Raw genomic sequence first — 12,709 nt, 5'->3', positions numbered from 1 at the left:
ATGAAAATCGCTTTTGTTTTGTTTGACGGTTTGACTTTCCTTGATTTTGCAGGATTCTATGATGTGATCAATCGGTTGAATTTCTTTGAACAAACCAAAGGCACGACGTGGGACACATGTGCGATGACAGATCAGGTTACGGACGAATCAGGCCTAACGTTGAAGGTGGATCGGGTGAAGCCTAATTTGGCGGAATATGATCTCGTTTTTGTGCCTGGTGGCATGGGAACACGCAAGCTTCGATTCGATGAGGCTTTTGTGGGCTGGCTGAGACAGGCCGAGAATGTTCCACTGAAGGTATCTGTGTGCACAGGCTCTCTGCTGATGGGGGCAGCGGGGTTTTTAACAGGTAAAAAAGCAACAACGCATCCCAATGTCTATGAACTGCTTGAGCCATACGTTGCCGAGGTGATTCAAACCCGGATTGTGAAAGACGGAAATGTGATTACAGCCGGCGGGGTAGCGACGTCCATTGATCTTGGGGTCTATGTTGTAGGTTTGCTTGCAGGCCAGGAAGCTGCAGATAATGTGAAGCTCCAGATCGATTATCCTTATGACATGCAGGGAGTGGTTGAAGCATGAATGAAGGTCAAAAGGAGAACGTGTTCATCCTTCGCAATTTACGCAGAGATGAGGCAGAGAAATATTGGCCTTTACGGCTGGAAGCGCTGAAAAATCACCCGGAAGCCTTCGGGGCTTCATTTGAAATGTCCATTCAGCTTCCCATGAGTGAAGTGCAGGAAGGTATACATAATGAAGCTGAAAATTACATTCTGGGTGCATATACAGAAGAAGGCATCCTCGCAGGAACGATGGGGTTCAAAAGAGAACATGGACTGAAGCTGAGGCACAAAGGATACATCTGGGGAGTTTATGTCTCACCGTCTTATCGTGGATGTGGACTTGCTTCCCGCTTGCTCCGCGAAGTGTTGGATCGGGGCAGGGAATTGGAAGGCATAGAGCAAATCAATCTCAGTGTGGTTACCACAAACGGGTCAGCAAGGCGATTGTATGAGCAGCATGGATTTGAAACCTATGGCATTGAGCGCAATGCACTGGTCGTTCAGGGAAAAGGTTACGATGAAGCGCATATGACGTACTTTTATGCTGAGCGTCGTTTGAATATGAGCGATGAGCATGTTGAAGCAGGTGGTGACTTATGACGGACACGGTTCAGCTTGAACTTGACGGCATTTCTTTTGAGTTAAAAGAACCTCATTCATTCGAGTGGATCGCGCGCCTGGGTACTGTATTTCGTGTGTATGAGCAGCAGGATTCCGGCAATTTGTCCTTTGGTATTCTGGGTCTGGACGGAAAGCGGATATTCGTGAAATATGCTGGAGCATGCACGATACATGCGAATAGTATAAGTGCACCTGCCGAAGCGATTCATTATTTGAAATCATCCGTTTCCATATACGAAGATTTGACACATGACAGCTTGATTCATTTAAAAGACCATTTTGCAACGGAACATGGCTACGCCTGTGTATTCGATTGGGTGGAAGGGGAATGTCTGCATTCCCATTTGGATTTTCCACCACCAGCCAAGTATGAGGACCCTCGTTCCCCTTATTATCGATTCAGACATCTTTCGGTAAAGACACGTATTCAGGCGATGGAGCGTATTTTGGATTTTCACATCGAAGTGCAACGGAGAGGATATGTGGCTGTCGATTTTTACGATGGTAGTCTGATCTATGATTTTGACAAACAAACGATGAAAATATGTGATATTGATTTGTATCGAAAGGGCTCTTTCACGAATACGATGGGACGGATGTGGGGATCATCCCGGTTTATGTCTCCTGAGGAATTTGAATTGGGTGCACCAATGGATGGAATCACGAATGTGTTCAACTTAGGAGCGATGGCTTTCTCCCTGCTGGGTGGAGAGTTGGATCGTTCATATGCCAGATGGGATGCGGGAGAAGCGTTGTACCAGGTGGTTATTCGAGCAGTAGACCCTGAGCGGGCAAGTCGTTATACATCGGTTGCTGAATTGGGTGAAGCATGGAAAAAAGCCGTGCTGCAGGATCAATAAACGATATTGAATCACTGTCTAGATTTTAAAGTCCTCTAATATATTACTCATACGCAATTGTGCACATTTGATTCGTATCTGCACGGGATATACCGTATAATGGAAATTAATGAGGGGGTATAGCCAATGTGCAAATATACGATATCAGGATTAATAACTGATTTTCTGAAGAAGCATGACGCTCGAAAAAGAAGTGTAGGCGAACCATTATTACAGAGGTTCATACCGTAGTTATGGATCCCATTTCAAACTTTTCACCCATGGATATGATGAAAATTCAGGCAAATACATTGTATACGTTGGACAATCAGAAGCGTCTGTTAAGTATTAACGAACCGGATGGTGGGCAGGCTCCAGCCTTATTTATAGGGATAACTTCTGTCGGGCAATGCTCTTATTATCATGAGCAGTTGCCGCTCACTCTGATTGAGGAGCTAGGCTGTGACACTGAGCTTCCGCTCGATATTGCGAAGCTGATTCGGAGAGTGGAGACGTTTAAGCCAGTGAAGAGTGTATGGATGGGCCCGGCTTATGCATTTCCCGAGAAGTGCGGCGAATGGCATCCGAATGTTCAGCTTATAGAGAGTCATCGTACTTTTCTGCTGGAAAAGCATTTTCCTAATTTAATAGAGCATCTGCATGAAAAAATGCCCGTTATTGCTTATGTTATGGAGGATTCGGCTGTCGCTGTATGTTGTTCGGCCCGTGTATCCCAACAGGGTGCTGAGGCTAGTCTGTATACGGCGCCTAATTTCAGAGGACAGGGTTATGCAGCGGAGGCGGTAAAGTGCTGGCAGTATTATGTTAAAGAGAGCGGGCGCATTCCAATCTATAGTACATCATGGGATAATATAGCTTCACAAACTGTTGCCCGGAAACTGGGACTAATCCAGTTTGGTGTGGATTTCAACATCACGACTTCGTCATAAAAGATGCAATCATTTGTGTTAAATGAAGGACATCAATCCGCTGTGTTGAAACTCGGGATCAAAAGTTGTTGTTGCAGCAATGATTAGGAATTTTGTACAAAAGAACCTGCAATAAGTCATTGTAGCGCATATCCGTATCTATCGGGATGAGTATAATTATGATCATAGCTTTGTCGAGTTTATTGAGAGTGCCGTTCATAAGCTTGAGCAGGGACAGGAGTGATTCCATGATTCGCAAACGTATTGCAAGCGGCACGGTGATGCTGTGTGCAGTGTGGATGTTGGTAGCATGCTCGAATCAGGTGGAAAGTCATGACGTGAGCTGGAAAATTGATAGCAATCTTCAGCAAATCGTGAACGAAACTGAGATTCTGACCAGCAGTAATCCAGGTGACTATATTGCTGCTAATACAGAGGCGTATGCACAGATTCTGGATACGGGTGAAGAGGGACTGAACGTTCTGATTCAGCAACTGGAGTCCAGTGCAGATAATGGTCTTAAGGAATGGCTTATGGCTCAGGCAAGTACGGAGCTGCTCGGAGAGCGTAACCCTGTGGAACGCTGGCAAAGTGGCAAAGACTGGCTCAGACAGTATAAAATAAAGGTAGAATAATGGCTCATCATCATTAGTGCATGACTTACAGCGAAGGTTGTGGAGGGAACGGAATCGATTCTGAAGAAGCTCAAGAAAATTTGGAGATAACAGCGATCGAAAGAACGATCCGTAACCGAAACGATCACCGCAGGTCGTCAAACGTTAACGTCTGTGATGACCCAGAATAACATAACTCACCTCCCAGTCATCATGAGCAGGAATGAGAGGTTCTAGGAACCTGAAAGAATACGTTATAGAGGTGAAACCCTTGAAGAAGAAAATTGCATTTTTTGACTCGGGAATCGGTGGTTTAACCGTATTGCATAAGGCTTTGCATCAATTCCCTGAAGAAGCGTTTCTGTATTATGCTGATACATTGCATGTTCCTTATGGGACCAAGTCCGCCGATGAGGTTAGAGGACATATCTTCAATTGTGTGGAGGCTATTGTTCAGGAAAATGTGCAAGCGATCGTGATTGCCTGCAATACAGCGACCAGTCTGACCGTAAAGGATTTGCGTGCCAAGTATGATATCCCCGTTATCGGGATGGAGCCTGCTGTGAAACCAGCTGTGGAAATGAATCGAAGAACCGGCAAAAGAGTGCTTGTATTTGCTACAGCCCTGACTTTGAGTCAAACGAAATATCATGAATTGGTATCCCGTGTGGATGATCACCATAGTGTTGATTCCATTCCATTACCAGAACTAGTGGAATGGTGTGAACAGTTGGATTTTGATCCACAGAAGATTGCGGCATATTTCCGCCTCAAACTGGCTGATCTTGATCTGAACTTATACGGTACAGTTGTACTTGGCTGCACGCATTATCCGTTCTACACTTCGATTCTTCGTACGGTTCTGCCAGATCATATTCAGATTATTGATGGTAGTACGGGAACAGTTAACCGCTTGAAGCAGCTTCTTGGGTTGGCAGAACAAAAGGGCGTGTGGACAGAGGATAAGGTTACTTTTCTTAGTTCATCTGGCCGTTCGGAAGACCAGGAGAATATGAGAATTGCACTCCAATATCTGGAGAAGTATTGAATGTAAATTGAATCAACAGGAGGTGAGGGGCGATGCAGGCTATTTATCTCATTCGTCATGCCAAAGCAACAGGGCAAGAACCAGACGCCGAGCTTACGGATGAAGGACTTCGTCAGGCCGAAGAACTTGCTGAGATGTTGGCGGAGCACCCAATCCAATACATTGTGTCGAGTCCGTGGAAAAGGGCACTTCAGACCGCTGCCCCACTGGGCAAAACCGTCCTGCAACATATACATACGGATGAACGTCTTCAAGAAAGGGTGCTTAGTTCCCTTCATCTGGATAATTGGATGGATGTGCTTGAACGTACATACACGGACGAAGACTGGACAGAAGAAGGTGGTGAATCTTCTCGTTTGGCGACAGCTCGGGGCCTTGAGGTGCTGGACGAGCTGTGGAGCAGGCCGGAGCATAGCGGGGCTGTGATTACACACGGCAATCTGTTATCTCTGCTCATCCGCAGTCATAATGCATCCTTTGGATTCGAGGAGTGGAAAAATCTATCTAATCCTGATGTATATGTCCTGGAAAAACAGCAGGGGGATAAAGTTACACACAGCATTCGCCGTATATGGCGAAGTTAAACATAAAGAGAGTGCTCCAGCGATTTTTGAGATCGGCTAGAACACTCTTTTCAGTTTACGATGTTGGTTTTACAAAGCGGCAACTAATAACATTACCCAACCGGCCAAGAAAGCTACTCCGCCCAGGGGTGTGATCGCCCCCAGTTTTCGAACGCCAGTTACGCTTAGGACATATAGACTGCCTGAGAACAAGAGGATGCCGGCGAATAGTAACCATCCAGCCAGCAACACAAGAGATGGCTGCTCCAGTCGATCAGCGAGCAGTCCGAGCAGGATGATTCCGATTCCGTGAACAAGGTGATACTGAACGCCAGTCTCGTATATTTTGATCATGTCAGCAGACAATCTGCGTTTGAGCGCATGTGCACCGAAAGCTCCAAGGGCAACAGCAAGAAACATCATGATACTTCCAAGTATAATCAAGGTCTGCATGTGGTCTTGTCTCCTTTTAATAGTATTAAGCAGAATATTTCTGCTCATTATGACGCTTATAGCTTACGCAATTGAATGCGCTGAATCGAATGGTCCGCTTCTTTTTTCAAAATGAGTCTGGCTCGTCCTTTAGTTGGCAGGATATTTTCGTGCAGGTTTTTGGCATTGATATCTTTCCATATCTGACTTGCCGTAAGAACAGCCTCATCTTCTTCCAGATTGGCAAAACGACTGTGGAAGAAGGAATTCTCATTCTGAAACGCTGTATTGCGTAGCAGCTTGAAACGCTCAATGTACCAGTGACGGATATGCTCCTCTTCCGCATCGATATAGATGGAGAAGTCAAAAAAATCACTGACCAACAGTGGGGTTTCCTTTTTAACCTGGAGCACGTTAATTCCTTCAATAATGAGGATATCCGGCTGACATATGGCATTCTCTTCACCTGCAATGACGTCGTAGGCAAGATGGGAGTATACGGGAGCCATTACTTCGGGTTTACCTGATTTGACATCACCCATGAATTGAATCAGTGACTTGATATCGTAGCTTTCTGGAAATCCCTTCCGGTTCATGATGCCTTTCTCTTGCAGCACGGCATTGGGATACAGGAAACCATCCGTAGTGACCAGATCCACCTTGGGATTTCCTTTACCTCTTGCAAGCATAGCCTGGAGCAGGCGGGCAGTTGTACTTTTGCCCACGGCAACACTGCCCCCAATACCGATAATGTAGGGAGCGTGATGTGCTTCTTTTTTTAAAAAAGATGCCGTTAAGCGATTCAGCTCTCGTGAAGCTCCTGCATATAAGTCAATAAAGTGGGTAAGAGGTAGATAAATATCCTCAACTTCTTGAATGGATACCTCTTCATTTAATCCCTTTAGCTGTTCCAATTCCGCTTTCGTTAGTGGAAGAGTGGTCTGATATTTCTTCAAGTCAGCCCATTCCTTGCGGTTAAACTCGGTGTAAGGAGAGTATAAATTCATGAGATCCCGCTTTCTGTATGTAATGTTATGTTGGCACAATCATTAGTGTACCAAATTTCAGGGAACTGACAACACCTTTACATTGATGGCTCCATTAGTATATTCCCTGAAAGTTGAATGAAAAGCAACTTATAGGAAATTGTAAACCAAATTATGTTAAAGTCAACGTATACCATGCGGGAGGGTGACAGCAAATGATCGTATATGAGAGAGAGCATGATTTTGTTTTGACCGCACAGCATGAACATGGACTAGTAGCCGGAGAAATGGCTTCCCATTGGAAAACGGAATTGTTAACTGATGAAGCTCATCGAGAAGATCTGATTTTTGCCGCAAAAGAGCATGATCGGGGATGGATTGAACTGGATTCTGCTCCATTCTGGAATGATTATAGTCAGATACCGTATTCGTTTCGTGATTTTCCGCTACGTCCACGATTTGTATTTTACCGTAAAGGTATTGAAGAGGTTCGGGAGAAAAACTTGTACGCCGGGTTGTTGTGCAGCATGATGTATACAGATTTGTTTCAAAACAACCTGGGTGCTAACGCCAATGATGATGAAGACATTAGGGAATATCTGAACGATGAACGGGAGCATCAGTTACGTATGGAACAGCAGCTTAGTGGTGGTGAAGCGTTGAAGCTTAGGCTGAAACATGATTTAGAAATTATGCTATTTTGTGATCAGCTCAGCCTTTTTCTCTGTATGGAGGAACCCGGAACACCTGCTGCACGTTATGATTTTTTCGCTGATGGACTGGGCTCTACCTTCGATGCCTGTTCAAGGCAGCCCATTCAGGCCGAGTGGCTTTCCAATGAGAAAGTAGGATTGTCTTTTGTGCCGTTTGATGAGGACTTTACAGTCGTTATGCCTTACAAATCGGTGCCGAAAGCAAGTATTCGCAAATTTGGTCTGCTGCAGGCTTATCGCCGTGCCGAGTGGAAAGAGCGTCGGGTGTTAATTACAGGCATGAGCTGAGTGGCGCATATTTGATATTTGGTTCAGTATTGCATACATCATAAATAGGCGGGCTTCCGAAATTTCCGGTGTCCGTCTTTCGTATGCGTTTATATCAAAATTGACGTTGCAGATAATCAGGAAAGTTTAGAGAGATTCGGAATAGAGATTGAAGCAGGAGAATCTATCTATGTACCAGAAGTGTTAGTGTACAACGAAGTATATAAGCTTAATTCTATGTATGAATTGCAATGGATTAGGTTCTGTATAAGGCAACTGGGAGGATAAACATGGACATTAGAACTGAGATTTTAACGATGTGTATGATATGGGACAAACAAAATGATCAGGTACTATTAATGAATCGACCCAACCAAAAAGGATTTCCGGGATACATTGCTCCTGGAGGGAAAGTTGATTTTCCAGAAAGTATTGTGGATGGTGCCGTGCGAGAAGTTAAAGAGGAAACAGGACTTGTGGTGAAAGAAATTACATACAAAGGTCTTGATGAATTTTGTGATCCGGAGCAAGGATTGCGTTATATGGTATTTAATTACGTGGCTACTTCTTATGAGGGGGAGCTACTGAGCGAGCCGCCTGAAGGTGAACTGTTGTGGGTGTCTTTAGGTCAAGCGCTAGAACTGCCTATGCAGGATTGGTTTGAGGAACGTTTCCCGCGATTTTTTCAAGCAGGTACGTTTGAGCGGAGTGTAATATGGGAGAAATCAACCGGACGTACACTGAAAGAGACGTTTATGGTGTATAGTGATTCGGTTCTTGAACAGAGTATAGTCAAATAATTCAAAACGCTCAGGAGGCGGAAGAAATTATGGGATACCAGCATGCACTGGAAGGATACATTACAGCGACAAATACACATGACTTTGATGAGGTAAGCAAATGGTTATCACCGGATGCCGTATATTGGTTTACGGGAACGTCTTGTACTACCCTTAACGAAATTCGGGCTTATTTTGAAAACGCATGGGAGACAGTCAAGGATGAGGTATATCGTGCAGAAGATGTCACTTGGATTACGACTGGCGAAGAGCAGGCAGTCTGTATTTATACCTATCACTGGAAAGGACTGTATCAAGGGCAGCTGGCTGCTGGAAAAGGTCGGGCTACCAATGTATTTGTTGCAGGCATCAACGGAGAATGGAAATTAATCCATGAACATTTAAGTGCGGGTGAATAACGTGAGGAATAGAACGTTGCGTTGTTATAACAGTCTACTTGAATAAAGCTAATAATTAAGCTTCTATCTGATGCATGCCTCATATTTTATCAGCCAATTCTATATATTTATATCCAGATATTATGATATAATGAAGTTTACTTTTAAAAAGGAGAGGACTTGCTATTATGGATATTACATTTCGTGAATCGCTTGAGGGAATAGAAATCGACCAACTTAGCGGGGCTTTTTTCGAAGGTTGGCCAAACCCTCCATCTACGCCTACATTTCTGAAGTTGCTGGAACAATCCTATGCTGTCGAACTGGCTATTGATGAAGAAACCGGAAATGTGGTGGGCTTTATTCAAGCGATTTCAGATGGAGTTCTTAGTGCATATATTCCCTTATTGGAAGTGCTTCCGGAGTATCAGGGTAAAGGTATCGGAACAGATCTCATCAAGCGTATGTTTAATCGTCTGGGTGATCTCTATATGATTGATCTTTTGTGCGATAACGAACTCCAGGAGTTCTATGAGAAACAGGGCATGCAAAAAGCATCTGGCATGGTGATTCGTCATTATCAAAATCAGGCTGGAGCGGTAAATAGCTAATAGATTTGGTGAAATAGATGGTTGAAATAAAGTATAAAAATCGTTCCGGAGTAACCTGAAGTTATAAAAAGAGAAAAATGTGAATTCAGACTAAAACATTTATATACGGAAGGTTGTTATATATTTGGTGACTAGCCATACATAGGCTTCTGCAAACGGGACGTAAATGAATATGTACGAGGAAAAGGTGGAGATTGGTGTGAAATTGTCGTTCCGGATTTTGGACTGGGAAGAAGAAAAACCTTATGAACTTTTATTGATGGCTGATCCGTCCAAAGCCATAGTTGACGAATATCTGAGTCGCGGTGTTTGCTTTATCGCTGAATATGAAGGAGAAATGGTGGGAGAGTTTGTTTTGCTTAAGACGCGTCCAGAGACGGTAGAGATTGTTAATATTGCCGTACAGGAAGAGTTACAGGGACAGGGCGTTGGCAAACACATGATCAAGGAAGCGATTGAAGCAGCACGCAAGCTCGGTGGTCGAACGATAGAAATTGGGACAGGCAACTCAAGTTTTCATCAGTTGAAGCTGTATCAACGCTGCGGTTTTCGCATTATAGGGGTCGACCGGGACTTTTTTGTGAAACATTATGAAGAAGAGATTATAGAAGATGGTATTCGCTGCGTCGATATGATTCGTTTGGCTCTGGATCTGGATAACGTGGCAGAGGAGAACAAGAAGTGAAGATATACCGCCTGAAATCAGAGGATAGTCGCAGCATTACCGCTTATGGCAGTGAGGGAGCAGAGATTACGCCGATACTCCGATACTCCGAAGCACAACAGCCTGCCACGTAGCACAACTGAAACTGTCTGCAGGAGGAAGTGTAGGTTTGCATCCAGCAGTGGGTGAGCAGGTGTTTCTGGTGCTTGAAGGGGAAGGTTGGGTGGAAGGTGAGACAGGCGGACGGGTAGCTGTACGATCGGGAGAAGCCGCGTATTGGACTAACGGAGAGAATCATCAATCTGGCTCGAACAAAGGACTAACCGCATTGTTGTTTGAGGGTGAAGAACTAATTGTTCGGTTTTCGCTAGAGGAGGGAGACTCTTAGATAGGGGCTGATGATTTGAGTGTTTGGGTCATTGTTATTATTATTGGGGTGATTTTTACTCCATCGTTCTATCAGATGAATAAGCGTATTCGTAGATTGGAAGAGCAAGTTAGGCATCTTTCAGACGAGAGGAAGAACCTTTAAATGGATCGGTACACACACATGGGGGTATACGGTTTAGTCACTTGGGAGCAAAAATTCCTGTTAGTTCATAAGGCAAGAGGAGCCTATATGGGGAGATGGGATTTGCCTGGAGGAAGGTTGGAATTTGGTGAGCAACCGGAGACCGCCCTACATCGTGAGATTGAAGAGGAGACGGGCCTTTCCAATCTACAATTGGTGATTCGTTCTGCGGAATCGAAAATATTGGAGTGGGTTTACGAAGGTGATCCGGAAGAGCTGCACCATATTGGAATTCTATACGATGTATATTTGACAAGCGAAAGTCGGCCTTATGAGATCAAAAGGGAACCGGATGGCGAAGATTCGCTGAGCGCACAATGGTTTACTATGGAAGAGGTTGGAACGTTATCGTTGACGCCATTTGCAGAGCATATGATTAACAATTTTAATAAAAACCTACGTTGATTTGAATTTTAGGACTGGTCAAATGGAACAGAATCGTTTATTCTGTGATAGATAGATTACAATTTTTTTCAACTGAATAGGACTGACACCTTAAAGCATAAGGCTATGAATCTGCGGATTCGTGGCCTTTTTTTGTGTTTTTTAGGGGTGAATTGGGCCTTTGGAAGGGGAGGTTGCATGCCTTGTAGGGATGGGGATTGCTGAAAAATAATACCAATAGCCTAGATTTGCATGGTAGAATATTGATGATTATGACAAATTTAGGTTTTGGAATGAAGAGTAGTACGAGTGCTGAAGAAGCAGAATTTTGCCCCATACTAAGGTTACATAGGAGAGTGAGTAGATTGAAGAAACAGATGAGATTAGCTGATAGTAAGTCAAAAAGGAATGTGTTGATAGTCGGATTGTTGACGACGGCTTTGCTGGCAGGAACGCTGCTGACTACTGGAACCGTGGGTCTGATGTCTACTGTGGAGGCTGCTACAAGCACGAATGGAGCGGGCACAACGGCTTCTGCACTTACGAAGTTCAAAGATATCAAAGGGCACTGGGCGCAAGCTACAATTGTTAAAGCTTATGATAAAAATCTGATCTCCGGCTATCAGGATGGTACGTTCCGCCCCAATGCCAAAATCACCCGTGGTGAGTATGCCACCCTTCTCAGCCGTGCAACCAGCTTGGAAAAGGTACAAGGCGAGAATCCTTTTGCTGATCTCAAGGGACACTGGTCTGAATCCGCTGTGACACAGTTGGTGGGCCAAGGCTTTATAAACGCTAATGATTATCCGAAAGGATTCAACCCCAATGCAGAGCTGACACGCTACGAGATGATGAAATGGATTGCGAACGGACTGATCAAGTCCGGAACTAGTTTCAAGGATGCTTTTGACGATAGCAAAAATACACTGCTACCTACCCCTGAAGTAAATCGGGGAACGATTCGTGCAGAACAAATTCCTTATCTTGCACTTGTTCGCGGCACTGGCATTGTGGGTGGATTTGAGGACGGTTCCTTGAAGCCTGCTGATCCAACAACGCGAGCCGAAGTGTCTGCTATTTTGCTGCGTTATATGGATGTTGAGGGCACAGATGCAGGGAAGTACAGTGATTTGAATGAAATGCGCGAGGTTGGTACGACTGGAACGAATTTAACGACGATTTCAAACTATAAATATATCAAAGGTAGCTTTGCAGATATCGTTAACACCGATTACACATTGAAAAACAATGTTGGTGTTGTGAAATACCATAGATTTATTGTAGTGGATACAAGAGGAAGTGAGCCGAAGGGTCTGTACGCTTCGCTGTTTGTAGATGAAAAGAACTTAACCCGTGCACAAAAGGGACAATTTTCTACCTATGCTGAGATTACGTTCACATCAAAGCTTGAAAAGTCAAATCTCTTAACTTTTGCTAGAGCGAATGATAACATTTCTATTCCAATTCAACGACTATTTAACGTAGATTATTTGAAGGCCAAAGGGTTTATTACTTTACCAGATGATTCAAATGGAATGCTTAAAAAGGAAAGGCCAGCAAAGTTTTGGACGTCACATACTTTGGACCCTGTAAAAGGGGGGTATATGTTGAAGAATGATGCTGGAAAAGAGGTTCAGATCTATCAATAGAATTTTTGGTGGTGTTTAATTTCAATATTAAATTTTTTGGACGAGGTTACTTCCGAACTTCATTCAGAGCGGTAATGG

General features: G+C 44.1%; 17 protein-coding genes. 15 read left to right on the top strand and 2 right to left on the bottom strand.

All coding sequences use genetic code 11. From position 1 onward, the window contains the following. The 7 genes from ACR1R9_RS18620 (at window position 1) to ACR1R9_RS18590 (ending at window position 5,198) form a co-directional block, all read left to right on the top strand. Window positions 1-582, top strand: a complete 582-nt coding sequence (locus ACR1R9_RS18620; protein ID WP_099854912.1) for a DJ-1/PfpI family protein — start codon at window positions 1-3, stop codon at window positions 580-582. Then, a complete protein-coding gene (locus ACR1R9_RS18615; RefSeq protein ID WP_433923044.1) occupies window positions 579-1,163 on the top strand; it encodes an N-acetyltransferase family protein in 585 nt (194 codons plus the stop codon). The genes ACR1R9_RS18620 and ACR1R9_RS18615 overlap by 4 nt, the downstream gene beginning before the upstream one ends. Next, window positions 1,160-2,044, top strand: coding sequence for a serine/threonine protein kinase (locus tag ACR1R9_RS18610; RefSeq protein WP_433923045.1), 885 nt, complete (start codon window positions 1,160-1,162; stop codon window positions 2,042-2,044). The genes ACR1R9_RS18615 and ACR1R9_RS18610 overlap by 4 nt, the downstream gene beginning before the upstream one ends. A gap of 260 nt (window positions 2,045-2,304) precedes the next feature. Continuing rightward, the gene (locus ACR1R9_RS18605) at window positions 2,305-2,973 is read left to right on the top strand and encodes a GNAT family N-acetyltransferase (RefSeq protein WP_433948921.1); all 669 of its coding nucleotides are present in this window, start codon (window positions 2,305-2,307) and stop codon (window positions 2,971-2,973) included. 227 nt (window positions 2,974-3,200) lie between these two features. Continuing rightward, entirely contained in the window at window positions 3,201-3,587 is a 387-nt protein-coding gene (locus tag ACR1R9_RS18600; RefSeq protein WP_433923047.1) for a hypothetical protein, read from the top strand. Window positions 3,588-3,789: 202 nt separating this feature from the next. Continuing rightward, the gene (murI, locus tag ACR1R9_RS18595) at window positions 3,790-4,614 is read left to right on the top strand and encodes a glutamate racemase (protein ID WP_310852434.1); all 825 of its coding nucleotides are present in this window, start codon (window positions 3,790-3,792) and stop codon (window positions 4,612-4,614) included. 32 nt (window positions 4,615-4,646) lie between these two features. Beyond that, window positions 4,647-5,198 (top strand): histidine phosphatase family protein, encoded by a 552-nt coding sequence (locus ACR1R9_RS18590; RefSeq protein WP_099854902.1) that lies wholly within the window; start codon window positions 4,647-4,649, stop codon window positions 5,196-5,198. 69 nt (window positions 5,199-5,267) lie between these two features. Here ACR1R9_RS18590 and ACR1R9_RS18585 read toward each other — a convergent pair whose 3' ends face one another. Further along, entirely contained in the window at window positions 5,268-5,630 is a 363-nt protein-coding gene (locus ACR1R9_RS18585) for a DUF423 domain-containing protein (protein WP_076289959.1), read from the bottom strand. Window positions 5,631-5,686: 56 nt separating this feature from the next. Continuing rightward, complete coding sequence (gene coaA, locus ACR1R9_RS18580) at window positions 5,687-6,616, bottom strand: type I pantothenate kinase (RefSeq protein WP_024628283.1); 930 nt, start codon at window positions 6,614-6,616, stop codon at window positions 5,687-5,689. A 194-nt stretch (window positions 6,617-6,810) separates the two neighbouring features. On the opposite strand from coaA, the gene ACR1R9_RS18575 reads away from it, so the two are divergent. The 8 genes from ACR1R9_RS18575 to ACR1R9_RS18540 all read left to right on the top strand — a co-directional run bounded on the left by ACR1R9_RS18575 (window position 6,811) and on the right by ACR1R9_RS18540 (window position 12,631). Continuing rightward, window positions 6,811-7,596, top strand: coding sequence for a DUF3891 family protein (locus ACR1R9_RS18575; protein ID WP_076289957.1), 786 nt, complete (start codon window positions 6,811-6,813; stop codon window positions 7,594-7,596). A gap of 269 nt (window positions 7,597-7,865) precedes the next feature. After that, window positions 7,866-8,375, top strand: coding sequence for an 8-oxo-dGTP diphosphatase (locus tag ACR1R9_RS18570; protein WP_433923048.1), 510 nt, complete (start codon window positions 7,866-7,868; stop codon window positions 8,373-8,375). Between the two features lie 29 nt (window positions 8,376-8,404). Then, entirely contained in the window at window positions 8,405-8,773 is a 369-nt protein-coding gene (locus tag ACR1R9_RS18565) for a YybH family protein (RefSeq protein WP_326065308.1), read from the top strand. Between the two features lie 167 nt (window positions 8,774-8,940). Then, entirely contained in the window at window positions 8,941-9,363 is a 423-nt protein-coding gene (locus ACR1R9_RS18560) for a GNAT family N-acetyltransferase (protein WP_217504874.1), read from the top strand. 166 nt (window positions 9,364-9,529) lie between these two features. Beyond that, window positions 9,530-10,048: a GNAT family N-acetyltransferase gene (locus ACR1R9_RS18555; RefSeq protein WP_076289953.1), complete on the top strand. Its 519-nt coding sequence runs from the start codon at window positions 9,530-9,532 to the stop codon at window positions 10,046-10,048. Window positions 10,049-10,196: 148 nt separating this feature from the next. Beyond that, window positions 10,197-10,415, top strand: a complete 219-nt coding sequence (locus ACR1R9_RS18550; RefSeq protein ID WP_433923049.1) for a hypothetical protein — start codon at window positions 10,197-10,199, stop codon at window positions 10,413-10,415. A gap of 144 nt (window positions 10,416-10,559) precedes the next feature. Continuing rightward, window positions 10,560-11,003: an NUDIX domain-containing protein gene (locus tag ACR1R9_RS18545; protein WP_433956380.1), complete on the top strand. Its 444-nt coding sequence runs from the start codon at window positions 10,560-10,562 to the stop codon at window positions 11,001-11,003. Window positions 11,004-11,347: 344 nt separating this feature from the next. Continuing rightward, on the top strand, window positions 11,348-12,631 hold the full coding sequence (locus ACR1R9_RS18540; RefSeq protein ID WP_433923050.1) for an S-layer homology domain-containing protein: 1,284 nt from the start codon (window positions 11,348-11,350) through the stop codon (window positions 12,629-12,631). The last annotated feature ends 78 nt before the right edge of the window (window positions 12,632-12,709 follow it).

Source organism: Paenibacillus taichungensis (assembly GCF_050994985.1).
Classification (GTDB): domain Bacteria; phylum Bacillota; class Bacilli; order Paenibacillales; family Paenibacillaceae; genus Paenibacillus; species Paenibacillus taichungensis.
This window is presented reverse-complemented; position numbering and strand designations above follow the sequence as displayed.

Coding starts and splice junctions, on each gene's coding strand:
- ACR1R9_RS18620 (WP_099854912.1), top strand. CDS start 1: ATGAAAATCGCTTTTGTTTTGTTTGACGGTTTGACTTTCCTTGATTTT.
- ACR1R9_RS18615 (WP_433923044.1), top strand. CDS start 579: ATGAATGAAGGTCAAAAGGAGAACGTGTTCATCCTTCGCAATTTACGC.
- ACR1R9_RS18610 (WP_433923045.1), top strand. CDS start 1,160: ATGACGGACACGGTTCAGCTTGAACTTGACGGCATTTCTTTTGAGTTA.
- ACR1R9_RS18605 (WP_433948921.1), top strand. CDS start 2,305: ATGGATATGATGAAAATTCAGGCAAATACATTGTATACGTTGGACAAT.
- ACR1R9_RS18600 (WP_433923047.1), top strand. CDS start 3,201: ATGATTCGCAAACGTATTGCAAGCGGCACGGTGATGCTGTGTGCAGTG.
- murI (WP_310852434.1), top strand. CDS start 3,790: ATGAGAGGTTCTAGGAACCTGAAAGAATACGTTATAGAGGTGAAACCC.
- ACR1R9_RS18590 (WP_099854902.1), top strand. CDS start 4,647: ATGCAGGCTATTTATCTCATTCGTCATGCCAAAGCAACAGGGCAAGAA.
- ACR1R9_RS18585 (WP_076289959.1), bottom strand. CDS start 5,630: ATGCAGACCTTGATTATACTTGGAAGTATCATGATGTTTCTTGCTGTT.
- coaA (WP_024628283.1), bottom strand. CDS start 6,616: ATGAATTTATACTCTCCTTACACCGAGTTTAACCGCAAGGAATGGGCT.
- ACR1R9_RS18575 (WP_076289957.1), top strand. CDS start 6,811: ATGATCGTATATGAGAGAGAGCATGATTTTGTTTTGACCGCACAGCAT.
- ACR1R9_RS18570 (WP_433923048.1), top strand. CDS start 7,866: ATGGACATTAGAACTGAGATTTTAACGATGTGTATGATATGGGACAAA.
- ACR1R9_RS18565 (WP_326065308.1), top strand. CDS start 8,405: ATGGGATACCAGCATGCACTGGAAGGATACATTACAGCGACAAATACA.
- ACR1R9_RS18560 (WP_217504874.1), top strand. CDS start 8,941: ATGGATATTACATTTCGTGAATCGCTTGAGGGAATAGAAATCGACCAA.
- ACR1R9_RS18555 (WP_076289953.1), top strand. CDS start 9,530: ATGAATATGTACGAGGAAAAGGTGGAGATTGGTGTGAAATTGTCGTTC.
- ACR1R9_RS18545 (WP_433956380.1), top strand. CDS start 10,560: ATGGATCGGTACACACACATGGGGGTATACGGTTTAGTCACTTGGGAG.